Origin of the sequence: Mesorhizobium sp. CA8 (assembly GCF_020164955.1) — a bacterium.
Classification (GTDB): domain Bacteria; phylum Pseudomonadota; class Alphaproteobacteria; order Rhizobiales; family Rhizobiaceae; genus Mesorhizobium.
In genome coordinates, this window is the sequence record NZ_JAIUHG010000009.1 from 37,295 (window position 1) to 61,692 (window position 24,398).

General features: G+C 59.7%; 23 protein-coding genes. 6 read left to right on the forward strand and 17 right to left on the reverse strand.

Annotation, left to right across the window (positions count from 1 at the left end):
• Positions 1-21: 21 nt before the first annotated feature.
• The 10 genes from LB553_RS12410 to LB553_RS12455 all read right to left on the reverse strand — a co-directional run bounded on the left by LB553_RS12410 (position 22) and on the right by LB553_RS12455 (position 9,340).
• Positions 22-1,164 (reverse strand): PLP-dependent aminotransferase family protein, encoded by a 1,143-nt coding sequence (locus LB553_RS12410; protein ID WP_224513552.1) that lies wholly within the window; start codon positions 1,162-1,164, stop codon positions 22-24.
• Positions 1,134-2,054 (reverse strand): homocysteine S-methyltransferase family protein, encoded by a 921-nt coding sequence (locus tag LB553_RS12415; RefSeq protein WP_224513553.1) that lies wholly within the window; start codon positions 2,052-2,054, stop codon positions 1,134-1,136. Before LB553_RS12415 ends, LB553_RS12410 begins: the two co-directional genes overlap by 31 nt.
• 129 nt (positions 2,055-2,183) lie before the next feature.
• On the reverse strand, positions 2,184-2,483 hold the full coding sequence (locus LB553_RS12420) for a DUF2218 domain-containing protein (protein WP_224513738.1): 300 nt from the start codon (positions 2,481-2,483) through the stop codon (positions 2,184-2,186).
• A 334-nt stretch (positions 2,484-2,817) separates the two neighbouring features.
• Positions 2,818-3,474, reverse strand: coding sequence for a fumarylacetoacetate hydrolase family protein (locus LB553_RS12425; protein ID WP_224513554.1), 657 nt, complete (start codon positions 3,472-3,474; stop codon positions 2,818-2,820).
• Entirely contained in the window at positions 3,474-3,929 is a 456-nt protein-coding gene (locus tag LB553_RS12430) for a hypothetical protein (RefSeq protein WP_224513555.1), read from the reverse strand. The genes LB553_RS12425 and LB553_RS12430 overlap by 1 nt, the downstream gene beginning before the upstream one ends.
• Before the next feature lie 35 nt (positions 3,930-3,964).
• Entirely contained in the window at positions 3,965-4,288 is a 324-nt protein-coding gene (locus tag LB553_RS12435) for a rhodanese-like domain-containing protein (protein WP_224513556.1), read from the reverse strand.
• A gap of 16 nt (positions 4,289-4,304) precedes the next feature.
• Entirely contained in the window at positions 4,305-5,903 is a 1,599-nt protein-coding gene (locus tag LB553_RS12440) for an ABC transporter ATP-binding protein (RefSeq protein ID WP_224513557.1), read from the reverse strand.
• Entirely contained in the window at positions 5,900-6,700 is an 801-nt protein-coding gene (locus LB553_RS12445; RefSeq protein WP_224513558.1) for an ABC transporter permease, read from the reverse strand. The genes LB553_RS12440 and LB553_RS12445 overlap by 4 nt, the downstream gene beginning before the upstream one ends.
• 85 nt (positions 6,701-6,785) lie before the next feature.
• Positions 6,786-7,772 carry an ABC transporter permease gene (locus tag LB553_RS12450; RefSeq protein ID WP_224513560.1) on the reverse strand — a complete coding sequence of 329 codons (987 nt, stop codon included), beginning with the start codon at positions 7,770-7,772 and terminating at the stop codon, positions 6,786-6,788.
• Positions 7,772-9,340, reverse strand: coding sequence for an ABC transporter substrate-binding protein (locus LB553_RS12455; protein WP_224513562.1), 1,569 nt, complete (start codon positions 9,338-9,340; stop codon positions 7,772-7,774). Before LB553_RS12455 ends, LB553_RS12450 begins: the two co-directional genes overlap by 1 nt.
• Before the next feature lie 213 nt (positions 9,341-9,553).
• Here LB553_RS12455 and LB553_RS12460 point away from each other — a divergent pair, with 213 nt between their 5' ends.
• Together LB553_RS12460 and LB553_RS12465 are read left to right on the forward strand one after the other, a co-directional pair.
• Entirely contained in the window at positions 9,554-10,105 is a 552-nt protein-coding gene (locus tag LB553_RS12460) for a TetR/AcrR family transcriptional regulator (RefSeq protein ID WP_263484036.1), read from the forward strand.
• 27 nt (positions 10,106-10,132) lie between these two features.
• Positions 10,133-10,564, forward strand: coding sequence for a GlcG/HbpS family heme-binding protein (locus tag LB553_RS12465; RefSeq protein WP_224513564.1), 432 nt, complete (start codon positions 10,133-10,135; stop codon positions 10,562-10,564).
• 17 nt (positions 10,565-10,581) lie between these two features.
• Here the strand turns inward: LB553_RS12465 and LB553_RS12470 are convergent, their stop codons facing one another.
• The 7 genes from LB553_RS12470 to LB553_RS12500 form a co-directional block, all read right to left on the reverse strand.
• The gene (locus LB553_RS12470; protein WP_224513566.1) at positions 10,582-11,283 is read right to left on the reverse strand and encodes a FadR/GntR family transcriptional regulator; all 702 of its coding nucleotides are present in this window, start codon (positions 11,281-11,283) and stop codon (positions 10,582-10,584) included.
• A 2-nt stretch (positions 11,284-11,285) separates the two neighbouring features.
• On the reverse strand, positions 11,286-11,984 hold the full coding sequence (locus LB553_RS12475) for an SDR family oxidoreductase (RefSeq protein ID WP_318011498.1): 699 nt from the start codon (positions 11,982-11,984) through the stop codon (positions 11,286-11,288).
• A gap of 285 nt (positions 11,985-12,269) precedes the next feature.
• Positions 12,270-13,346 (reverse strand): alkene reductase, encoded by a 1,077-nt coding sequence (locus LB553_RS12480; RefSeq protein WP_224513741.1) that lies wholly within the window; start codon positions 13,344-13,346, stop codon positions 12,270-12,272.
• Between the two features lie 92 nt (positions 13,347-13,438).
• Positions 13,439-14,413 carry a D-2-hydroxyacid dehydrogenase gene (locus tag LB553_RS12485; RefSeq protein WP_224513568.1) on the reverse strand — a complete coding sequence of 325 codons (975 nt, stop codon included), beginning with the start codon at positions 14,411-14,413 and terminating at the stop codon, positions 13,439-13,441.
• 7 nt (positions 14,414-14,420) lie between these two features.
• Positions 14,421-15,374 carry a LysR substrate-binding domain-containing protein gene (locus tag LB553_RS12490; protein ID WP_224513570.1) on the reverse strand — a complete coding sequence of 318 codons (954 nt, stop codon included), beginning with the start codon at positions 15,372-15,374 and terminating at the stop codon, positions 14,421-14,423.
• Between the two features lie 120 nt (positions 15,375-15,494).
• Positions 15,495-16,688 carry a mandelate racemase/muconate lactonizing enzyme family protein gene (locus LB553_RS12495; protein ID WP_224513572.1) on the reverse strand — a complete coding sequence of 398 codons (1,194 nt, stop codon included), beginning with the start codon at positions 16,686-16,688 and terminating at the stop codon, positions 15,495-15,497.
• Complete coding sequence (locus tag LB553_RS12500; RefSeq protein WP_224513574.1) at positions 16,685-17,572, reverse strand: sugar phosphate isomerase/epimerase family protein; 888 nt, start codon at positions 17,570-17,572, stop codon at positions 16,685-16,687. The genes LB553_RS12495 and LB553_RS12500 overlap by 4 nt, the downstream gene beginning before the upstream one ends.
• 322 nt (positions 17,573-17,894) lie before the next feature.
• Between LB553_RS12500 and LB553_RS12505 the strand changes: the two genes are divergently transcribed.
• The 4 genes from LB553_RS12505 to LB553_RS12520 are packed head-to-tail and all read left to right on the forward strand — an operon-like array spanning position 17,895 to position 24,394.
• Positions 17,895-19,970: an acetate--CoA ligase family protein gene (locus LB553_RS12505; RefSeq protein ID WP_224513575.1), complete on the forward strand. Its 2,076-nt coding sequence runs from the start codon at positions 17,895-17,897 to the stop codon at positions 19,968-19,970.
• Positions 19,971-20,004: 34 nt separating this feature from the next.
• On the forward strand, positions 20,005-21,492 hold the full coding sequence (locus tag LB553_RS12510; protein WP_224513576.1) for a sugar ABC transporter ATP-binding protein: 1,488 nt from the start codon (positions 20,005-20,007) through the stop codon (positions 21,490-21,492).
• A gap of 2 nt (positions 21,493-21,494) precedes the next feature.
• On the forward strand, positions 21,495-22,460 hold the full coding sequence (locus tag LB553_RS12515) for an ABC transporter permease (protein ID WP_224513577.1): 966 nt from the start codon (positions 21,495-21,497) through the stop codon (positions 22,458-22,460).
• Positions 22,461-22,468: 8 nt separating this feature from the next.
• Complete coding sequence (locus LB553_RS12520; protein WP_224513578.1) at positions 22,469-24,394, forward strand: hydantoinase B/oxoprolinase family protein; 1,926 nt, start codon at positions 22,469-22,471, stop codon at positions 24,392-24,394.
• Positions 24,395-24,398 lie beyond the last annotated feature (4 nt).

Here is a 24,398-nt window from a genome sequence, read left to right on the forward strand (position 1 = left end):
TCGAGAACATCGGACCCGGGGCTATTGCAATACCATGTCGCAGCGCCAGGCTCGCTGTTGCGAGAGCGTCGAAAGCCTTGGGACCGCGGAGCCAGCACACGACGCCGCCACTCGGCCGCGAAACAGCGCAGTTCTCTGGAAAATGTTGCGAAATAAGCGCCAGTCCCCTTGCATGCGCGAAGTCAACAATTCGCGCGTGCGGCGCATCTGACGATCATAGCTGCGTGCCGAAAGGTATTGCGACAGCGTCTCCGCTGCTTTGGCAACAACGCGTCGCATTGCATCATCGCTATAGGTGATGCCGGTTGGGTAGTGGTGGGTAGCCATCAAGAGACAGGCCGAGACGGGATTGCTGTCCATCAGGTAGGCAAATTGGTCAGGGTCGATCCCATTCTTTGGGTGCGAGTAGATCTCAACAGCCCTCAGGTTTCGCCTTTGAAGCGCCGCAAGCATAGGGAAAAAAGATGGGCTTTCGACAAGCACCAGGTCCCCGGGTTGCGTGACAGTCTCAATGCACAGATTCAGAGCGTGCGCTCCGCCCTGGGTCAAAACTATGCCCTCGGTGCCCACATGAAGACCGCGTTCCACCAGGCGCTTGGATATGAACTCGCGCAACGATGCCTCGCCCTCGGGCGGAGATGGTACGCGCATGCGCATCACTTTGTGCCGCAGCTCCTTGCGCAGGAAATACTTCAAGTCTCCTTCGGGGAAGAGATCCGCGCTCGGCAAAACCGAACCGAATGTTTCGAGACCCGGCTTCGTCCACGACGACATGATACTGAACGTCAGGTCCGCGATGGCGCTTGGACTACGGTCTTCCGCCAGGACCTCATCGCTGAATGGGGCGAACTCATGCATCGGTCGCGGCGCTCGCTGCAGGTAAAAGCCTGAGCGGGGTCGGGCGCGAATAACTCCGTCGCTTTCCAGCAGAGAATAGGCATGGTGTACCGTAACCATGCTGTAGCCTGTTTGAGCACTGATCTCGCGAATCGAGGGTAGACGAGCTCCGACTTCGATAGATCCTGCCTCGATGCGTTGTTGGATCAGTCGAACGATTTCTTCGTAACGTCGCATCCCGCCAAAGCGCCGATCGATCCACCTGTGAGCACGTTTCAACATCAGCGGCCAGCGCATCAGTTGACGGAATGCGCTCTCGGCGTCCATTCAAGTCGCAATGCCTTGATATGGTCTGGAGTTATCCCGCAGCAACCGCCCAGGATCTGACATCCCGCTGCCCGCCATTCGTGACTTTGAGATGCGAACTCCCCGGGCGAAACAACCGTGTTGAAATTCCAGCGGGGCATCACGAAATGGCCGGAATGCGGATAGGCCGCGACGGGACCTGACCACACACTGCGTATCTGTTTGAGCGCCGGGAGCACAAGTTCCAGATCGGTGTGCATGACAGAAATTATGTCGACACCGAGCGTCGAGATGTTGCTTGCGATATCAAGCAGGTCGAACTCGAGCCCAGCGTCTGGACGGCCGACCAGTCCTCCATTCTTGCCCCGGACGACCGAAACTCCAGCCATGACCGGAAGCCCCGTTGCTTTGCCAGCCTCGATCTGGACGGTTGCATAGTCCACATCGCGCAACATCTCCAGGATGATGAGGTCGCAGCCCTCGCCGGCCAGCATCGATGCCGCCTCGGCGAAGCTTTTACGGGAGTTTTCGGGTGAGGGGCGCCTGGCAGGGTCAAGACCTGGCGCCATGCCCGAAATCGCGCCGCCAATCCAGGCCGCGCCTGCACGTTCGCGCGCTTCCTTCGCACACTCGATGGATGCCCTGATGACCGCCGGCGATTGGCCGGCACGACCAATACCGTCCATCACGAAGCTCGTCGCTGCATAGGTGTTGGTCGTAATGATATCTGCCCCAGCCGCAATGTAGTCGGCATGAATCTCCGTCAGTATCTCGGGATGCGTGACCGCTGCGAGCGCGGACCATGCATCGTCATGCATAGGCACGCCGCGACGCTCGAGTTCGGTACCGGTTCCACCATCGAGGATGAGCAAATTGCCGGACTTAAAAGCTTCCCCAAATGACGACTGCATGATTGCCCCTTGATGGTCAGACGGCTTGCGACATGGATGTCATCTCTTGCCAGATAGACGCCGCGCGTTCGGCAGGATTCGTCATGTAACGCGCGGAATCGGACAAGAGGCTTGGCAGAAGCGTCGGCCTCAACCGAAGGGCCCGCTCCATCTCAAGGCCAGATCTTCGCGAAAGGCGAAACGTTGCAAGTGATGCACGACGACGCCAGCCAGTTCTTTCGTGGCTTCGCGCGAAACGTCGGTGACAGTTATGTTGAGGACCTTGTTTTCGGCGGTCAGATCGACCTTTTGACCATTGCCGAAATCGATGTGTCCCTCGAGACTGTCAAACTTGACTGTGTAGCCATGCGACCAGTGTTTGCAAAGCTGCTGTAGGTATCTGCTCCCGCGCTCCGTCCGGACGGTGGCAGTTGAAAGGGGCACGATCATCTCCACTGGGCATGGCCGGCGCGTTCACACCGGCCGAAGGGTTTGCCAAGCCGAAGAGTCCGCTGGCCGAAGCGCCGCTCTCGGGCTTGCGGATCCCACTTCCGTGGCGAGTCTTTAGCCGGCACAATTGAGTCCACCGGCAAATGAACGCTTTCGTGGGCATGGTGGTCTGTTCCAGTGCTGCTCATGACCGGACGTATCATCTCTTGCGAGATTGCTTTTTGTCGTGCCGGCAAAATCCGTGATGCGATTGTCGAGATTGGACAAGGATGCTGGCAAAGGTCCGCTTTGGTCAGGGCCAGTGAAACCTGGTAGCAAAGCACCCTGCGATTCCTCAGGTGACGGTGTTGGTCAGCACCCCCACGTCCTCGATTTCGACCTGCACGATGTCGCCTCGCTTGAGAGAAACGCGCGGGTCTTTGTAGTAGCCGACGCCTCCAGGCGTGCCGGTCGCGATCAGGTCGCCGGGTTCAAGCGTGATGTCTCTGCTTATGAACTCTATGAGCTCGGCAACGCCAAACACCATGTTGGCGGTGTTGGAATCTTGCATGGCTTGCCCGTTCAGCGTCAGCTTTATGGCCAGCTTTTGTGGATCCTTGATCGCGCTGGCCGGGACAAGAGCAGGGCCAATCGGGCAGAATGTGTCGAACGACTTCCCGCGCGTCCACTGGACATCTTCGACCTGCACGTCACGAGCGGAGATATCGTTGACGCACAGGTAGCCAGAAATCAGGTTCAGCGCATCCTTCGCATCGACATTCCTGGCTCGACGACCAACGACAACGCCCAATTCCGCTTCGAAATCCACGCACCTAGAGGTGCCTGGCAACATGATGGCATCCCCATCGCCGACGAGGGAATTCGACCATTTGGCGAAAAGGAGTGGGCGTTCGGGCAATGCGACCTTCGCTTCGGCGGCATGGTCCTTGTAATTGAGCCCAACGCAGATGATCTTGCCTGGAAGAGCGATCGGCAGCTTTGGCGGAGACATCAATTCGAACCCTTCAGTTTGCTGCCGTAAATTCCTGTCAGTCGCGCATCAGTGTTGGAGGCGCTTTTTATCCAGCTCTGCATGTCACCGGACTTCCACCAGTATGACGGATCATCCGTTTCCTCACCTGCGAGGTCTTCGACGGAAACGCCGCGGAAACGTTGAAGGGTAAATTCGCTTTGGCGCATGAACCCGACCGCGGTCGTTCCAAAGATCAGCGGATGGATATTGACCGACCACCCTTCCAGCGGACCTAGCTGGTCCAGCGCGGCCCGTTCATCGGCGTTGCGAACATGGAACACCGCAAACCCGCCATTCGGGTCGGCGAAATGATCATGTGCGATGCAGAGCCCGCGTTGCTCATCGAGGAGATACTCATTGAGACGGAGATTGGACTCGTCCCATGACATCGACGCGGGCGCGAGCGCGTATACGAGACAGCAGGTTTCCTTCATGATTTCCTCTTGTGATTGAAGTCCAGCCGTGATCTTCAGGTCGTCACGGCGAACCCGTGCGAGGCCCAGTCTTCCAGGCCTTCGACGTAGCGGAAGACGTTCTTGTAGCCGAGATTTTCCAATCGTTCGGCGGCCCGAAGGCTGCGCTTGCAGTCGGCCGAGCCGCAATAGACGGCGATATCAGCCATCTTGTCGGGCAGCAGCGTTGGCGCTCTTTCAAGTATCGTGTCGGATGTCCCGAGGATGGCGCCGGGGATATGGCCTTCGGCGAAGTACTCGGGCAAGCGGGTGTCGACCAGAAGGAGTCTTTGCCCGGCATCCAACCGGCTCTTGATCCCATCAGCGGAGATAAGCTGCATACGTCCTCCAAGGAGTCTAGCGCCTGGACAGGCTCACCGATGGTGTCTTCTCAATGAGTTCGATGGTGTAGGGGTGGCGCGGCTCACCAAGCACTCGCGCTGTAGGCCCATAGTCGACAATGGTTCCGCCCTGCATCACTGCCACGCTGTCGGCGATGGAAGCCACCAGGGCGATGTTGTGGGTGATAAACAGCAGCGCCAGCCCGCGTTCCCGACTAAGATCCTGGAGCAGCTTGATGATCGAAGCCTGCACCGAGACGTCGAGCGCGGAAGTGATCTCGTCGCAGATGATCACGTCCGGGCTGCACGCGAGTGCCCGGGCGATCGAGGCTCTTTGACATTCGCCGCCGGATATCTCTCGAGGAAATGCATCGGCAATCGACTTGGGAAGTGACAGTTCGGCAAGAAGATCAACAGATCTGCGGTGGGCGTCCCGTCTGGACATGCCGAAGAAATGCTGGAACGGCGAACTGACGTTTTCCGCGATCGTCCGGCGAGGGTTCATGGAAGCGTGCGGATTTTGATAGATGTACTGCAACGTCCGGCGCTGATCGTTCGAACGGTCGAACAATGCCGCGGGCAGGAGGTCGCCTTTGAACCGGATTTCTCCCGAGCATCCACCGGACAATCCCATCAGCGATCGCCCCAGCGTGGTCTTGCCGCTTCCAGATTGCCCAACCAGGGCAAGGACTTCGCCAGAGCGCAGCTCAAAATTCAGTCCATGCAGCACCTGAAGCCGCCCGAAAGATTTGGATAGATTTTTCCCTGACAGCACTGCCAACTTGGCCTTGTCCGCCAAAGGCTCCGCCCGTGCGCTTCCTTTGGAGGCTTTGAAGGCGGTAATGTCCGGCGCGGCCGCAAGCAGGCTGCGCGTGTAGCGATGAGCCGGCCGATGAAGCACCTGGTCCTTGTCGCCGACTTCGACGATCTCCCCCTTCAACATGACCATGACGCTGTCAGCGATCTCGGCCACGACGGCGAGGTCGTGCGTGATGTACAAGGCGCAGACCTTGTGGCGCCGGCACATGTCGCGGATGGTTGACAGCACATGAGCCTGCGTAAGGATGTCCAGGCCGGTTGTCGGCTCATCGAGAACGATTGCACGCGGCTTGGCAATGAAAGCCATGGCGATCATCAGCCGTTGTTGCTGACCGCCGGAGAGCTCGTGTGGGTAGCGGTTGAGAAATGCATCGTCGGAAGGAAGCGCGACGTCCTGCAGCGCTGCCGCGACGCGTTCGCGACGCTTCTCGGGCAGACCGATGCCGTGGGTTTCCAAAACCTCGGCGACTTGTCTTCCGACCCGTTGCGAGGGGTTGAGAGCGATCCCGGGATTCTGTGGGATATAGGAGACGTCGCGACCGCGCATCGCCCGAAGACTGTCACGATCGAGGCTCAGGATATCCGCCCCCGCGAGCCTGACTGTGCCACCGGTGATCGTGGCGCCCCTGCGGGTGTGACCGAGCAGAGCCATCGCCACGGTGGTCTTGCCCGAGCCGGATTCTCCCACCAGCGCGAGGATCTTGCCAGCTTCGATCTCGAAGCACACGTCCCGGGCGACCCGCGCTCGTGTCCTGGAAACTTCCACATTGAGCCGATCGACTTCGACGACGTTCATGTGTTCGGGCTCACATCGCCGATGTTCGAGGCGCTGCGCGAGATTGCCTCCGCCAAAAGATTTGTGCCGATCGTGAAAACGGCGATCATCGCCAACGGAGCAAGCACGCCAAAGGGCTGTAAAATGAGCCCATCACGGTTTTCGCTGATCATAAGGCCCCAATCGGAGGCAGGCGGCTGGATGCCGAAGCCCAAAAAGCTGATGCCCGCCACAATGCCGATGGACCATGTCATCCGCAGCCCGATCTCGACCATCAACGGCGTTACGAGATTTGGCAGAAGTTCTCGAAGCAATATGTCACGCGTCGGGACACCGATGGTCTCGGCGGCCTCAATGAAGGGCTGATTAACGATTTCGATCGTAACACCTCGAACCATGCGCGCGACCCTCGGCGCGTGCGATATCGAGACGACCAGCACGATCAGCCACAATTGCGGGCCCAGCATCGAAACAAACAGAAGCACAAGAACCACTTGAGGAAAGGCAAGGACGACGTCTGTCAGCCACATCAGCACATCGTCGATAATCGATCGGGAATAGCCCGCTACCAGTCCGATCGTCGTTCCCAAAGCCGCGCCGATCGCGGTCGCCGCCAGTGACATCCACAGAACCGAGAAACCGCCATTGAGGACTCGTGACAGGACATCGCGGCCCAATCCATCCGTGCCCAATAGCGCCTTGGCGGAAGGCAGTGCATAGGGGCGTTGAACGAACTGTGTCGGCGTGTGCGGCGCGAGCATCGGCCCAAGCACGGCTACGCCGATCACCAAGGCCACCATGGCAGTGCCGACTGCCATCGCCTTGCGTTGTCCTGGCCTTGCCCGAGACGGAGCTCGCGCAGCCATGGTCCGATCACCTGCCAATGCCTGCTTCAACCTGACCTCAACCATGGCTCGTCCTGAGTCTTGGGGTAAGTCTGATGGTCAGGTAGTCAGCCAGGAGATTCACGACCACATAAAGCGCAGCCTGTATTACGGCAATTGCCTGGATGACGGGCAGATCGCGATTGGCAATGGCATCTGTCAATGCGCTTCCAAGTCCTGGAAAGCGGAAGAGATACTCAACGACAACGATGCCGCCGGCCATGTAGGTCAGCACCAAAGCGCTTCCCTGCACCGTCGGGATCAGGGCATTGGGAACGGCGTGACGCAGTACTACACGGCGCTCCATCACCCCCTTCAGCCGGGCCATTTCCACATAGTCGGCCTGCAGCACCTCTATCATGCTGCCTCGAAACAGGCGCGTCAGATAGGGAAGGGTGGCCAGGACGAGGGTCAAGGCAGGCAGGATGAAGGCTGAGGCGTAGTAGAATGGGCTTTCGCCCTCGGGGATCATCGACACCGCAGGCAGCAACCTTGTTACGGTGGTCGCGAAAAGGATGACCAGCACCATGCCGACGATGAACTCGGGAAGGGCCGTCAGGACGGTCGTCAACACCCAAACCGAAAGATCGGCTGGCTTGTCTCGTCTCATCGCGGACCAGCCCCCGAGGGCCAGGGAGACGGGTATGCAGATCGCCGCCGACAAGCCGACGAGAAGCAACGAGTTCAGCCCACGTGTCGCGAGCAGGCCTGAGACCGCCCGTCGAGACGCGAGCGACCTGCCAAAATCGCCATGCAGGATTCCGGACAGCCAATTGAAGTATTGCTGGATGACGGGAACGTTGAGCCCAAGCTGCTGACGAAGCAACTCGACGCGATCGGGCGCCGCGTCGCGCCCCAATATCGCTATGGCCGGGTCACCGGGGAGCGCCTGGGTGCCAAGGAAGACCACCACCGAGATCATGAGGAGCGTGGCAACGCCAAGCAGCGCGCGGCGCAGGAGCCACGCGCCGCCCTGCACCGGCGACCAGTTCTGCTCACGCTCCATCAGGTAAAAAAAACGCGTTCGAATTCAAATGAGGTCAACGGCAGTCCGTTGCGATCTGGCCGGAAGCCGGCGAGCTTGCTGCTGTAGGCATCGATCTGGTTTGCGAAGCCCCAGATGATGTAGCCGCCCCGCTCGTATTGGATCTTCTGCATCTTCTGGATCAATTCCTTGCGCTTGGCGGCATCAACTTCTTGTTGCGCCTTGCTGAAGAGGTCGTTGAACTCGGGGTCATTGAAGTGCGTCTCGTTGTAGACTGCTCCGGGACCGTCTGCCTGGGCCACCTGCACCAGATACGAATTGGTCGGCGACCAGTTGTCGACCGCAAAGGTGTATTTGAGGTAGTCCGGGCCGAAGAAGGATGATGGGTCGAGCTTTCTCAGCTTGATATTTATGCCGGCAGCCTTTGCCTGCTCGACCAGAACCTGCGATGCCTCCACGACTCCGGCATTTACGGGCGCCGTAACGAGTTCGATGTCGAGCGTATCGTGGCCTGCCTCCTTCAGAAGCGCCTTGGCGCGTTCGATGTCCTGCTTGCGCTGGGGCAGGTCCTTGGCAAAATCCGGATCGAAGGGATTGTAGAGATCGTTTCCAACGCGACCCTCGCCAAGCAGCGCCTGTTCGACCATCTGCTCACGGTCCACCACCAGCCGCATTGCCTCGCGGACCTTCGGATTATCGAAAGGTGGAGCGTCTGTGCGCATCGTGAAGGGGCGCCACCCGCCGGTTTCGGAACGGAGGAGCTTAAAGCTTGCGTCGCCTTCCACCGTGGCGATGCGCGTGTAAGGGATCGAGGCAATGGCATCAACCTGGCCGCCGAGAAGCGCGTTAACGCGAGCTGTCTCGTCGGCTATGTCGATAATTTCAAGTTCGTCGACGAAGGGGCCTCCCCCCCAAAAACTCGTGTTGGCGACGAAGAGCGAACGATCGCCAGGAGTGAAGCTCTTATACTTGAATGGACCGGTTCCGACGGGATTGGCCGGGTCAAAATCCGCCGGCACGATACTGGATGTCGTAGTCGCAAAGCCCGACAGAAACTCCGCGTTTGGCTTCGGCAGCTTGAAACGCACAGTTCTGTCATCGAGCTTTGTCATGCCCTTGGCGTCGACATAGGCAATCATCGCGGCCGCAGATAGCTTGGATTGCGGGTCCATCATCCGCCTGACGGTGAACATCAGATCGTCGGCACCCAGCGACTTTCCATTGTGAAATGTCACGCCCTTACGCAGCCGGACCGTCCATTCATCCCCGGCCTTGTTCGGCTCGGCGCTTTCGGCCAAACGCATCTCGAGTTCGAAGGTCTCCGCGTTCGGCCAAGCCAACAGGTCGTACAGATTGAAGGCGCGCGCAAAGTCTGCCTGGTTAGTCACCCGGTGGGCGTCAAGGGTGTCGGTCGGGCCACCTTGGCTCATGCCAATCCGCAGCCTGCCTCCCTTCTTGGGCGTTTGCGCAAGTGCTGCAATGTTGGGCTGAACGGCCAGTCCGACGCCCGCCGCGGCGCCCATGACCAAAAGGCGCCTGCGGGAAATCAATTCCCGCATATATTCCCGACGATCACGAAAATCGTTCATGGCAGTTCCTCCCCTTGTCGCCGTATGCGTTGACGGCGCTCACAATAATAATATAATGATATTGTCGGTCAAGCCCTTTCCTGAAACTCAGAATCAATGAATAGTGAAATGATGCCCTCTAGCTATCTAGGTCCCTCAAGTCGGCTGGCTCTGGAGGAGGCTTCCGCTCAGGGACGTCCTCCTTATCGTTGTGACGAGCAGCGGGTGTCGATCTTGGACGCCACCCTCCTGCTGGTGGCGACGGTTGGCTGCGACACCTTGAGGCTTCGCGACGTAGCCGCGAGCGCCGGCGTCTCGATCGGTTCGGTTCAGCACTATTTCGACACGCGGGAAAATTTGTTGGTGGAAGCATTCGAGGACTGGCGTCATCGCGCCTTGATCAGATTCAACCCGCTCCTGCAGGCGAAGGGCAGCGGCCTGGCTCGGCTGAGAGGCATACTGAGATACCTCAAGAACGAAGACCCGGGGCCAAGCACTCTCGTTTGGATTTCTTTTTGTCTTGCGGCCACGCGGATCGAGGACGTTCAGGTGCGAGTGCGCGACCTGTTCCAAACCTGGCATGATGGCTTGTCGAATGCCCTCTTGACGTCAGGACAGTGGAAGGACCTGGGCGAAGCCGGCGCCAGGCAGGCGGCCAGCTTGTTCATGTCACTTCATTTTGGCGCAGTGTTGACCTCGACGATCACCAAAGGTTCGGAAATCGATCATCAGGGATCGACGGTGCACTCGGTCCTTTCAAAGCTGCTGGCCCTCTCGTCGCAATAGCCACCCAAAATGTTGTCGGAGATGGAATTGAGTTCAATCAGCCTCGATCAAGCCAACAAGATCATCGACGGAGCTTTTTCCTACGCACGCGACAATGGTCTGAAGCCCCTTTCGGTGGTGGTGCTGGATGCGCGCGGGTCGATGAAGGCGGCCGCGTCTGCCGACGGGACAAGCATGGGGCGATCGCAAATTGCCTTTGGCAAGGCTTATGGCGGGCTCGCATTCGAGTGCAACTCACGCACTCTTGGCGCGATGGCGACGAGCCGGCCTCATTTCATCGGCGCTCTAAACGGAGTGTTCTCGGGCAACCTGGTCCCGGTACCGGGTGGCTTGACTATTGTTGGCCAGCACGGCGAAGCAATTGGAGCGGTGGGTGTTTCAGGCGATACGTCCGACAAGGATGAGGCAGCCGCTCTCGCCGGCGTTGCATCGGCCGGCCTCGTCGCGGCGAGCGAGTAAGTTGAGGATGTCGTCCATCAGCGTGAGCGTCGCACGGAGCTGATCTGCTTGCTGTCCCGCTCGAGCGCGCGGACGATGGCGGCTTCGGCTCTGTCCTCGCTGCGTTCCTCGATCGCGTCCACGAGCTCCGCAGCGATTTCCCGCGACACGTGCCGCTCGGTTTGAATGGCGCCCGGAGGCTTCGGCGCGAAAGTGGCAGCCCAGGCTTCTTCTATAGCGTGAGCAAGGAACACGTTTTGCGTTGCTTCCGCTACGGTCATTTGAAGCAACGTCTCTGCACGCCGCAGCAGGCTCGGACTGTCGGCGTGCTCTATGTCGTCCGCGGCCCGTCGCATAATCCTCAGATGGGAGGGCGTCCGTCTCACGGCAGCAAATCGGGCCGCAATGCGGGCATTGACGGATAGAAATTCGAAAGCCCGCATGATCGCTGCGGGATCGCGACCAATCCGACGCAGGACAAGCGATCGCAGGTCCTCTTCGCCGACGACAAAAGCACCGCCTGCGACGCCGCGCCTGACAGTGAGATAGCCTTCGGTTTCGAGTATCCGCAGCGCTTCGCGAAGTGTCACTCGCGACACTTCGAGCTTTTCTGCCAACTGGCGCTCAGCCGGGAGACGCTCGCCCGGCATTATCAGGCCGATATGGATCTGTCGTCTGAGGCCTTCGACGGCCAGGCCATATGCGGCCTGCTGTTCGACCGGCCGGATTCCCCAGAGCATGATCAGACAGCCGTGAACGTGTTATCGACCATGATCTCTGCGCCATTGATGAAGCTCGATGCGTCGCTTGCCAGAAACAGTGCGACACTGGCGACCTCTTCGGGTTCGCAAATCCTGCCTTGCATGATGTTGACGTCGCCCTCGGAAGCGAGAATGCCGTAGCGCCTCAGCTGATCAATTTCATCCTCGCCGTGCCGCGTTCGCACGAAGCTCGGACAGAGATTGTTGCAGCGAATTCCGCGGTCGCGATATTCCACCGCGATGCTGCGCGCGAGCTGGTGCATGGCGGCCTTTGAGGCGCAGTAAGCACTTTCAAGGTGGGTCGCGGCTTTGACGCCCGTCGACGACGTGTTGATGATGACGCCCCTTCCTTGCTCGAGCATGCGAGGCAATACCAACCGCGTTACCATGAACGCACTCTTTGCGTTGTTGTCCATGAGCCAGTCCCAATCCTCGAGTGTCACCTCCAGGAAGGGCTTTACGATTATGACGCCAGCGTGGTTGAACAAGATGTCTATCTTGCCCAAGTGAGTGTGGGCGTTTGCAACGACACGCTCAACGTCGGCACGAATGCTGACATCCCCATGTTCGAAATGGACGGGAAGGTTCTCGGCGAGGCATTCATCAACGAGGCCTTCGCCGGCTGCCTGGTCGCGATCGGCAAAGACGACCCGGCAGCCCTCGCGAAGAAAAGCGCGCACCGATGCCGCACCGGCGCCTTTCGCGCCCCCGTAATCAGCGCGGTTTGTCCGGCGAGCATTCCTGCTGATCTAGTCATGTCGGTAGGACCCATTGATAGTTATCGTTGCACCAGGCCACCGATGACGATCTTGGCACCAACTGCTCTGGAATCGCCATGTGCATCAGCGCGTTCGTCTGTGCCAGTAGCATAATAGGCAGGCATTCCGCCAGAATCTCGCGCGGTGGGCGCTGATTGGCGGCCTGAGGGCGAGGCAACCACCGCATTTGCAAATGGGACGTCGTCGCTACGCAAGCGCCGGGTAATCGGTGTAGCCGGCTGCCCCTTGGGTGTACCAGGTCGTGATGTCTCGAGTTGCCAGCGGCTTGCCGGACCGTAACCGCTCCGGAAGATCCGGGTTGGATATGAACGGGCGTCCGAAGGAGATCGCGTCTGCTTCCCGACGGCTCAAGGCGTCCTGTGCCGAACGGCCATCATAGCCTGAATTCAATACCAGGACGCCTTGGAATGCTTTGCGGATAAGAGGATGGATGGGTGGCCGATCGGGCTTGGCGAAGGTGTCCTCTGGCCTGGGCTCACGTATCTCCAGGAAGGCTATGCCAAGGCTGGACAACGCGGCTGCAGCCGCCACGAATAGCTTTTCCGGCTCATCGTCGTTGACGCCGTAATATGCGCCGTTGGGCGACAACCGCACGCCAGTCCTGTCGCGACCTATCTCCTCCACGACAGCCTCGGTTGTCTCAAGCAGAAAGTTGATCCGGTTGCCAATTTCGCCGCCATAGCGATCCCGGCGCCTGTTTGCGCTGCTGCGGAGGAACTGATCGACCAGATAGCCGTTCGCACCGTGGATCTCCACGCCATCGAAACCCGCCAGAACTGCGTGTCGAGCCGCTTGGCGGTACTCGTTCACAACGTTGCGAATGCCGGTCAAACTGAGCGCTCGAGCACGAGCGTAGGCACGCTTGCCGTCGTAGGTATGGGCGAGCCCCGGCGCGATCGTGGCCGATGCCGATACGCTTCGCCGCCCATCCAAGAACTGTGGCGCGACCATGCGGCCCATATGCCAGAGCTGGCAGAAAATACGCCCGCCGGCCTCGTGAACTGCGCGTGTGACGACCCTCCAGCCGGCGACTTGGTCTTCGCTCCAGATGCCCGGCGCGTAGGGCCAGCCGAGGCCTTGCCGGCTGATGGCTGTCGCCTCGCTCACAATCAGGCCCGCCGATGCGCGCTGTGCATAATATTGCGCCATCAGCGGGGTCGGAACCGCGCTCCGGGTTGCGCGAGAACGCGTCAGCGGCGCCATCAGTATTCTATTCGGGGCGACCGTCGCGCCGATCGTGACCGGATCGAAAAGAGAGGGCATGACAGTGCCGGCCACTGGGCGGCCATCAGCCGTCATAGCCAGCGGTTCCTTCGTGACATTCGCGTGCCATTGTGCATTCCCGCTGTCGTGGCTTAGAAACCTTGAACCTTGTCGACAACGTTGTGGAGCGGCTTGCCGCTTGCGAACCGTTCGCAATTGTCTCTGATGATCGCGAACCGCCGCTCATCGAGGTCCGGTCCATAGCTTGCCATGTGTGGCGTGATGAGAAGGTTCGGCGTGCGCCAAAGAGGGTGCTCGGGCAGCAAGGGTTCATCTTCGAAGACGTCCAGACCCGCGCCAGCCAGGTCTCCGGCATTCAAGGCCTCGATGAGATCCGCGATGGAGGTGGTCCCCCCACGACCTACGTTGATGAAGAAGGCAGAAGACTTCATGGCGCGAAAGCGGTCCCGCTTGAACATCAGCCGTGTTGCTGGGGTCAGCGGGACCGTGACGACGAGAAAGTCGGCTTCCGGCAACAGTTGGTCGAGCTCTCCCGCGGCAGCGACACGCTGGACATACTGAACGGGCTCCGTCCTGCGGGCATCCACACCGATCACCCTTAATCCAAAAGCGGCGCAGAGCCGGGCGAGTTCGCTTCCAATGCCGCCCACACCCACGATGAGTACCGTCTTGCCCGGCAGCGGGATGACGCCCGTATCGAGGGGCTCGGGGTTCCATTCATGCTTGAATTGGCGGGGCAGGTAGTAATGGAGCCCTCGCGCGAACCCCAGAATATACGCCATGACATGGACTGCGATGTGATCGCTATAGATGCCGCGAAAGTTGGTGAGAACCAGTTTATGCTGTTGCAGGAAGTCAGGGAAAAATCCTTCCGGCGGCGCTGCATAAGGGGCCTGCAGCCATTTCAGTTTCGAGGCCCGCGAAAGCAGTTCGGGCGTAACCTCGCCATAGGCTGCGTCAGCGCCTGCGATCAACGCCAGTGCATCGGCCTGATTTTCAGCCAGATGGAATTTGAAAGGGCTGGAGGACGCGGTCAGGCGGTGATGCCAGCCACGGATAATGTCGTCCTGCGGCGGCAGGAACACAAAGCTCAGTTGATCTTGCATGTAAAATTTATCTCTCGTCCTTGGCTTGGATAAGTGATCCAGCCTGCTCCTCGGCCGATGCCGCTTCCTGGATGATCCACTCGCAGAATCGGCTGACGGCATTGTTCGGCGCTCGCATATTTCGCAGCTTCAGATAGAAGCTTCCGATCGACATCAGGCCGAACCTGAAGGGCTGAACGAGCGTTCCTGTCCTGACCTGTTCGGTGACCAGGGGCGGCCCCAGCAGCGCAAAGCCTTCGCCAGCCTCGCAAGCCTGAATCAGGTTGGCATAGTTATCCACCGTGATGCCCGGCGGCAGCTTCGAAACATGGATGCCGTTCTGCCTGAACCAACTGCGCCATTTTGAGCGCGCGTCGTATTTTCGGCCTTCCAGGTAGATCAGCCGTTCACTCAGCAGATCTTCGGCTCCCGAACTTGGCTTCAGGTTCGTTTGGTAAGTTGAGCTGCAGGTCGGCGCCACTTGTTGTTTAAGCAGGAAGCGCGCGCTGGGATCGATAAGGTCATCCTTGAAATAGCGAATGGCAATGTCGACGTTTTCCTCGTCGACATCGATGTATCGATCGGTCACGACGAGGTTGATCTCGATGTCGGGAGAAGCGGCTCGGAAAGAACCAACCCGAGGTAAAAGCCAGTAGGTTGAAAACCCCGTCGTGGTCGTCACAGTAACGGTGTCTTCCTGCGGATCGTTCTCGATTGCCAGAACGACATCGAGGATTTCTTCGAGGCTTCGGGAGACGACGGCGAACATCTTTTCGCCCTCGGGCGTCAAGCGCACTGATCGGTTCAGCCGATGAAAAAGGGGTTTGCCAACGAAGTTCTCGATCGCCTTGACCTGGTAGCTGATTGCCGCTCGCGACACGTTGAGGGCTTGCGCGGCCTCGGTAAAATTGGAGTGTTTGGCGGCGGCTTCGAACGCGACCAGATAGTTTAGAGGCGGCAACTGGTATCGGAACTTCGCCATCGCTCGCGGTCCATTGAGCGCACTGCGTACTTTCAACTCCGCGGCGCGTTGATGTGGCGCCTTGGCAGGGCGCCGATCGGGTATACGAGACGATAGCAAGCCTGTCACGAAGTTGCACCGCTAACTGAAAGTGCTGTGTACGATCGCGCCCTGGCGCGCCTTGGCATCCGGCAGCAGCTTGATGCCGAGGCCGGGAGCGCGTGGGGCCGCGGCGTAGCCGTTGACGATTTCGGGAAGTCCGCTCACCACGTCGAGGTACCAGCCGCGATAGTAGGCGCGCACGGCCTCCTGCATCAGGGCGTTCGGCGCGTTGAACGACAGGTGGAGCGAGGCTGAAAGCACCACGGGTCCGGTGCAATCGTGTGCCGCCACCGGCAACTGATGGGCTTCCGCCATAGCGGCGATTTTCTTGGCTTCAGAAATGCCGCCGCACCACGACAGATCCAGCAAGAGGATGCCGGCCGCGCGACAGGCGAGGAGATCCCGGAACGACCATCTCGTGGCGAGTGTCTCCGAAGCGGCCAATGGAACGTGAGTGGCCGAGGCGAAGGACTGGAGCGCCATGAGGTCGTCCGCTCGGATCGGATCCTCATACCAGAATGGTTCGAATTCATCCGCGTAGTGGGCAAGCCGCTTGGCGGTCGGAAGATTGAAACTGTTGTTGAGTTCCAACATGATTTCCATTTTCTCGCCAACGGCTTTGCGGATCTTTTGCAAGGGCTCAAGCCCTTTCTTGATCTGGGCCGGGTCGAGCTCCATTGTCAGATTGCCGGTCTGGAACTGCTTGAACGGCCAGATCTTCATCGCGGTTATCCCCTCTGAAAGCAGGTCTTGCGCGAGTTCGGCAGGATTGTTCAACGATGCTTCGTAATCTTCGTGACGACGCGACCCCTTGCCGGCGCTGACATTCATGGCCCGATTGCCGAAACCTTGCCCGCCGTAGCCCGCGCAGGTGTTGTAGATTCGGACCTGCTCGCGTGAGAGGCCTCCGAGCAACTGCCATACGGGCTGGCCGGTGACCTGGCCGAAAATGTCCCAAAGGGCGATGTCTATGGCCGAATTGCCTCGCGTTTCGGCACCGGTTGAATTGAACCCCAGAAAACCTGCGAGATCCCGCGAATGTCGATCAATGCGAAGCGGGTCCTTCCCGATGAGGTATGGTGCGGCGACCTCATGTATATACGCCGTAACCGTGAGGGGGTTGTAGAAAGTCTCACCAAGCCCGACTATTCCTTCATCCGTATGTACCTCCACCCAGATCGTATTGGACGAGGTATCCGGGAGGTAGACGGTCTCTAACCTTGTGATCTTCATTCTGGCTGGGAAACTTTCTTGAGGTGAGGGAGGATAGTCTCCGCGGAACGCCGGACGAGGTCGCGGTATCGCGTTTCGCCGACAACGCCGCCCGCCGTATCGGAATGCACCTGCCCATGCTCGCCCTGGTCAATGGATCCGAAGGCCGGATCGAGCGGTGTTCGGTCCACAAAGGGCACGAACTCAACCGGAAGGCCACCTTTGTAACCGGCGGCAGCCAGGGCATCGATGATCTCGGCCCAATCGTAGTGGCCCATTCCGGGCGCGAGGCGGTTCGAATCGGCAAGATGGTAATCGGCAAGCTTGCTGCCGGCTAACCGTATCGCCCCGACAGGATCGGGTTCTTCAATGTTAGCATGGAAGGCGTCCATGCAAACCCCGCAATCACCGCCCACGGCGTCTGCCAGCAACAGCGCTTGATCTAGACGATTGAGAAAATGCGTTTCGAAGCGGTTCAGAGGCTCCAGGGCGAGCCGAATACCCAAACGGCTCGCGCTTGCGTTGATCTCCTGGAGCGCATCGACGCACCAGTACCATTCTTCCTGCGGACTTGCGGCTGGCCCCTCCCGGCCAAAGCCGGGCACAACGACCAGGACTTGTCCTTTGAGGCGGTGCACGAAGTTGAGGCAGTCAATCGCATATCTGATATAGGCCGATCGCTCGTTTGCATTTGTCGTCAGCAGTTTTGTCTGCGCATACGGCCACATGACGCCACCCCAGCAGCGCACGGCCCTGTTGGCCAACAATTCCCTGACACTGTCGGCTCTCGATAGCAGTCCCGGATCACAGTAGATCTCCAGGCTCTCATATCCAAACTCGACCAAGCGATCGCAGGATTTTGCGAGCGGCTCCGGTTTCATCCAGTTGTGTATCGAAAGATGCATCGAGACCCCTGAAGCCGGCCCCGGCGCGATGTTGACAGGCCACTCGGGTGAAATAATCGCATCAAATCAGAGACATGCAGATGTCCAAAATTTTGACGGCTAGGCGACAGCATAAGCTGAGTTGACCCCCGACGTGTTCGGTTCATTAGCTAACGAAGAAACAATTGAGAGGACCGGCTGAACCGTGCAGGCGCGTTCGGGCAGCCGCAACAGTCGTCAAGTTTCAAGAGCCAGCCAAAGGGTTGAGGCACGAATTTTGCGTCTTGTTACGACCTCCGCGGATCAATCGTCCTCGCGTACCGCCAAGGTTCTGTCTCGAGGCATGGAAGCCTTGCTTGCTCCGCGAGCAATAGCGCTTCTCGGCGCATCGCCACGAGAGGGAAGCCTGGGCAACGCGATGATTCAAATGGCCCGAAGGGGGGGATACTCGGGCGAGATTTTCGCGGTAAACCCGCAGTACTCGCAAATCGACGGGCTGCCCACCTTTTCGGACTTGCAGTCACTTCCTTATGTCGTCGATCACGTCGTCATCGGCCTCGGTAACGAACGCCTGGAAGCGGCTCTCAAGGCTGCGGTTGCGCACCGCGCGAGTGCCGCAACCATCTTTGCTTCCTGCGTCAGTCCCGCCCTGCCGGGCCTCAAGGAAAGATTGACTTCCATCGCAACAGGCGCCGGCATGGCTATTTGCGGCGGCAATTGCATGGGTTTCTACAATCACGCAATCGGCTTGAGAGTAGCCGGCTTTCCTGCCCTGCAACCCATGCACGATGGGCCGGTCGGGCTGATCGCTCAATCGGGCTCGGTCTTCGGCGCCCTGGCGCACAATGACGATAGGCTGAGACTTGGTGTGGCCATTTCTTCTGGGGCGGAAATGGTGACCACGACCGCCGATTATCTGCAGTGGATGGTCGATCGATCCTCGTTCCGCGCTGTCGGCCTGTTCATTGAAACCATACGCAATCCGCGCGCTTTCGAAGAAGCACTCACGCTTGCGGCGGAACGCGAGGTCGCAGTCATCGCCCTCAAGGTTGGCCGAACCGCCAGGAGCGCAGAGATGGCGCTCAGTCATACCGGCGCGATTGCCGGTGCCGATGCCATCTATCAGGGAATGTTTCGTCGCTATGGCGTCATTCAGGTCGATGATCTCGACGAAATGGCCGCGACCATGCTGATGTTCCAGCAGCCGCGGCGGGCTATCAAGGGAAATTTGGCGGCGGTTCACGACTCCGGTGGCGAACGCGAGCTGGTTGTCGACCTCGCCGAGCGTCTCGACGTCGCCTACGCGGAGCCCCATGCGGCGACGCTGGAGAAAATTGCATCCTGTATCAGCGACGACCTGAAGCCGGCGAATCCATTGGACGCTTGGGGCGGCTCAGCCAATTTTGAGGCCGTCTTCGCGGATTCGATGACTGCGTTGCTGGAGGACGACAACGTCGCGACCGGCGCGTTCTTCTGCAACATCCGTGACGGGTATTTCGTATCCGAGGGTGTTGCGAACGCAGCTGTTGCCGCGCATGGGCGAACCACCAAGCCTGTTGCGGTCGTCACAAACTACGCCGCTGTCAGGCATGACGCCCTGGCGCTTCGTCTCACCCAGCTTGGGATCCCCGTTCTGGACGGAACCCAGACCGGCCTGCGAGCCTTGCGGCATTTCATCTGCTGGCGCGCGAGGCCGATCACTGCGCCGGAAAGGCCGCCCGACATTCCAGAGGGGCCGAGCATTTGGGCGCGGCAACTGAACCGTGCCACATCCCCGCTTTCCGAGCATGAAGCTCTCGAGTTGCTGTCGGCCTATGGCATCGACACTCCGAGGCGCAGGCAGATCGCCAGCCTCGAGGACATGCGGCGGGCCGCCGCATCATTGGCGTTCCCGGTCGCGCTGAAGACGGCGTCGGACGGCGTCCTGCATAAAAGCGACTTGGGCGGGGTCACGCTTGATATCGCGAACGAACCGTCGCTGCTCGCCGCCTACGACAGGATGTCGGCTCGCCTGGGCCCGAAGGCACTGGTGGCCGAAATGGCTCCCAAAGGCGTGGAACTGTCGCTCGGCGCGATCATCGAGCCGGGATGGCCGCCCGCGGTAATGGTGGCGGCCGGGGGGATATTGATCGAGCATCTGGGAGATGCCGCGTTCGATATCGCGCCCTTGGACGCCAAGCGGGCCCGGGCAATGATCGATTCGCTCGGCGTGAGAAGGCTCCTGCATGGCTATCGCAATTTTCCGCCGGTCGAACTCGCCACGGTGGTCGAAACAATCGTCAGATTCAGTTGGCTTGTGTCGGATCTCGCACCGTTTGCCGCAGAAATCGACGTAAACCCGGTAATTGTCGGAGCTACCGGCGCGATTGCGGTCGACGCGCTTGTCGTTCCTGTTCCACACGGCGAGCGCAATGAGTAGCTCAACCATTTCACCCGGGCCCGGACAGTTTCGGTTGGAATTGCAATCGATCGAAAAGTCGTTCGCGGGCATTCACGCCCTGCGCGGCATCGATCTGGGAATACGCGCAGGCACCATACATGGCCTGATCGGCGAAAATGGTGCGGGAAAGTCGACGCTCGGAAGAATTATTGCCGGCGCCACGACTCCCGACCTGGGGCGAATACTGATCGACGGCAAGCAGGTCACCCTAAGCGGCCCGCGTGACGCGCTCAGGCATGGCGTGGGTCTCGTCGCCCAGGAACTCAATGTCATTCCTCGCATGTCCGTCATCGACAACGTATTTCTTGGCAACGAGTTGGCGAGGGGCGGGCGGCTACGACTTCGCTCAATGCGCCGGCGATATGCGGAACTGCAAGAGCGATATGGCTTTGCGGTCCCGGCCGACACCGTTGTGGGCTCATTGCGGCTGGTTGAGCAGCAGAAGGTCGAAATCCTGCGAACGCTCGCCCGGGATGCCGAGATCATCATCATGGACGAGCCAACTGCGGCGCTGCCCCAAAACGATGCAAGCACGCTGTTCGACATCGTCAGATCACTGCGCCAGCGCGGCAAAACCATAATCTACGTCTCGCATTTCCTCAACGAAGTGCTCGCAATGGCCGACTTCGTGACCGTGCTGAAGGATGGTCATTTGATCGATACCTCGCCTGCCGCGGGCGAAACACCTCGCACGCTCGTTCGCAAGATGCTCGGCCAGGAGATGGACCTCGCCTTTCCTGCGAAAACGAGCCCGGTCGGCAGCCACCCAGTCCTGCAAGTCGAGGGTCTCAGCCGCGCTCCGGCTTTTCAAGACGTATCGTTTTCGGTGCTGCCCGGCGAAATAGTCGGACTGGCCGGGCTGGTCGGGAGCGGCAGGACAGAGCTGGGCCGGGCCATCTACGGCGCGGATCGTTTTACCTCCGGCTCGGTTCGGTTCAACGGCGAGGCGCTGAAGGTCTCCAGCCCGAAGGACGCCATCAAGCTCGGTATCGGACTGGTGCCGGAATCCCGCAAGGATCAAGGGCTTATGCTGTCCATGGATATCATGGACAACATGACCATGCCTCATCTCGGCAGCTACACGCGCGCCGGCCTGATTAACGAACCGGGGCGTAAGGCGGCAACTTCGCGCGTCGCGCAGAGGTTGAAAATCATGAGGCCGGTCTCCGGGCTGCCCGTGCGGTTGCTCTCGGGCGGCAATCAGCAAAAAGTCCTTCTCGGGCGCTGGATGATGCGCAATGCGAAGCTGCTCATCATCGACGAACCGACCCGCGGCGTCGACGTCGGTGCCAAACAGGCGATTTACGTCTTCCTGAACGAACTGGCCCAGCAAGGCATGGCCATACTGCTGATCTCGTCCGAGATGGAGGAGATCCTGGGCCTTTGCAATCGCGCCGTGGTGATGCGCGAGGGGCGTGTCAGCCGGCAACTCATGGCAGGGAACTTGACGGAAGACTCCGTCCGGCGCGCCGCGTTCGGCATGCAAGAAGACGGAGAATGAGAGTGATCGCGCAAGAATCTGGACGGGCTGCTGAACGCAAGCGGATTGCTTTTTCGACTGGAGAGTTGGGCGTCGTTCTCGGCTTCCTGTTGCTTTTCATCGCGCTCAGCATCTTCAGCCCTGTCTTTTTCACGCCGCGCAACCTGCTGAATATCGTCGATCAGTGGGCGCCGATCGCACTGATCGCCTGTGCGGGCACCCTGGTCATCATGGCCGGAGGGTTTGATCTCTCGGCCGGTGCCACTTTTGCCCTGGCCGGGATCCTGTCGATCCTCGCAACCAATGTCGCTGGCCCTGTCGCCGGCATCGTGACCGGGCTGGGGGTCGGTTTCCTGATCGGACTGGTCAATGCGCTGCTGACCACGGTTGGGAGGGTCAACACCTTCATCGGGACACTGGCGACCGCGATAATCGGGCGGGGTATCGCCACTGCCATTACAGGTGGCTTCATCGTCTCCACGGACTCCGAGGGTTTTGCCATCCTCGGCACCGCACGTGTTCTCGGCATACAATTGTCGGTCTATATCCTGGCGCTGACTGCCATCGCCTGCACACTGGTTGTGCTTCGCACCCCCTTCGGGCGCCATATCCTCGCGTGTGGGGGCAACCCCGAAGCGGCACGTCTGTCTGGCGTCAGTGTGCACCTTACGCGAGGGGCTACGTTCGTCATTTCCGGTCTGCTGGCGGCGCTCGCCGGCCTTATGGTCGCCAGCCAGGTTGGGTCCGTGCAATCGACGACCGGCGTTGGCATCGAGTTTACCGCCATAGCCGCGGTTGTCATCGGCGGCAATTCCATCTTCGGCGGCGAGGGCGCCATCTGGCGCACCGTGGTGGGCGTCTTCATCCTCGCCATGATCGGCAATGGATTCACGCTCCTGGGCCTCAACCCAACTTATCAGGACATCGTCAAGGGATTGATTATCCTGGTCGCCGTTGGGATCGACGCTTGGACTCGCAAGAAAATCTGAGGGCAACAATGAAATATTCTTCCATTCAAAAAAAATGCGGCTTTTGTGGCAAGATGCTCGCAAGGGTCAGCACTGATGAATTCTGCGACAAGACCTGCGAGACAGCCGCCGCGACTAGTCCGTTGCCAGATGATCTCCCAAAGGCTTTGGCAGAATGGTTGAAGACCGACTGCTATTCCGGGCAATCCAACGTCGATGCGATCACGCTCGAAGTGATCAACGGGGCTCTGCTGTCCATCTGCAAAGAGATGGCCAAGACCATGGAGCGCACGGCCTACAGCCCGGTCTTCTACGAGGGTGCCGACCTCACGACAGCTATCTATGACGCGGATCTGACTCTCATCGCCCAGTACGAGGGCATCCCGGCTCAGATGGGTTCGATGAAATTCGCGGTCGAGGCAGGCATCGATCACATCGGCAAGGAAAATCTCCAGCCCAACGACGCCATCCTGTTCAACGACAGCTATCACGGAACGCCCCATCTTCCAGAATTCTGCATGATCATCCCGGTGTTCCACGATGGGGAGATCGTCGCCTACTCGGCCACCATCGCACACCATACCGACGTGGGCGGTAAGTCGCCGGGGTCGATGCCAGCCGACGCCACCGAAATCTACCAGGAAGGCGTCATCATCCCGCCCGTCAAATTCATCAAGGCCGGGAAGGAAGATCCCGAGCTGTGGGAGATCATGCTCGCGAATGTCCGCACCCCGTTGAAGTCCTATGGCGACGCCATGGCGATGTACGCCAGTACGCGCATTGGCGAGCGTCGCATTCTCGAACTGGTCGAGCGGCACGGACGCCATCGTTTCCAGGAGTTGTGCGATGAAGTCCGGCGCTATGCCGAGCGCCGCATGCGCGCCAGCATCCGCAGCATCCCGAACGGGATCTACGAAGGCACAGTCCGCTTCGACTATGATGGCGTGACCACCGATCCCACCGTCGTTCGGCTGTCACTGATTGTGCTCGATGAGGACATCATCTTCGACTACCGCGGCAGTGACCGACAAGCAAAGGGACCCGTGAACAGCCCCTACGGCGTTGCTTATTCCGCGAGCGCCAATGCGATTTTCAATGTGGTCGATCCGTACCTGAACCACAATCAGGGCACCTTTGCCCCGCTTCATGCCATCCTGCCGCGGGGCAGCATAGTCAACTGCATGCATCCGGCTCCTCTCAGCGGCGGTCAGTCCGAGAGCCACAATGCATTGGTCGAAGGTGTTCTCGACGCCCTACGCAAGGCAATTCCCGACCGGGCGCCTGCTCCTGGCGGGAGCTCGACCACCCAGCTCACAGGTGGCGGCCGCGATGAACATGGCGAACCGTATACATTCATAACCTGGGAAGGATCGGGCTGGGGAGGCCTTCGCGAACGGGATGGAACGACGGCGGTCATGGCTTGGGTCGGCGTCGGCAGCAAGACATTCCCTGCCGAGGTGCTCGAGACCCACTACCCCTGGCGGGTTCGCAAGCACGAGTTGCGCCCGGACAGCGGCGCGGGAAAGTTTCGGGGCGGGCTTGGGGTTGCGACCGAATATGAAATCCTCGTGGATGATTTCCAGCTCAACAGCGTGTCCTGGCGCGGTGTGTCGGCGCCGACCGGGTTCAATGGCGGCGAAGCCGGCCAGATCACCACCATAAGAGTGCTCCGCGACGGCAAGGAATACACGCCGCTCGAGTTGGGGGCTCACATTGTCTGCCCCACACAGTTCAGCGCTCTGAGACTTCGCCGTGGCGATCGACTGCGAGTCTGCTCGCCGGGCGGCGCCGGCTACGGAAACGTGGCGGATCGAGATCCATCTCTCATCGAGCGTGATCTGATTGCCGGCTACATCACACCCGCAAAGGCCGTCCAATCCTATCGCATGGCCAAGGCGCAGGTGGACGCGATTGCTTCGAAGTACGGCCAGCGGTCCGGCAATATCCGAGTTTGAGGGA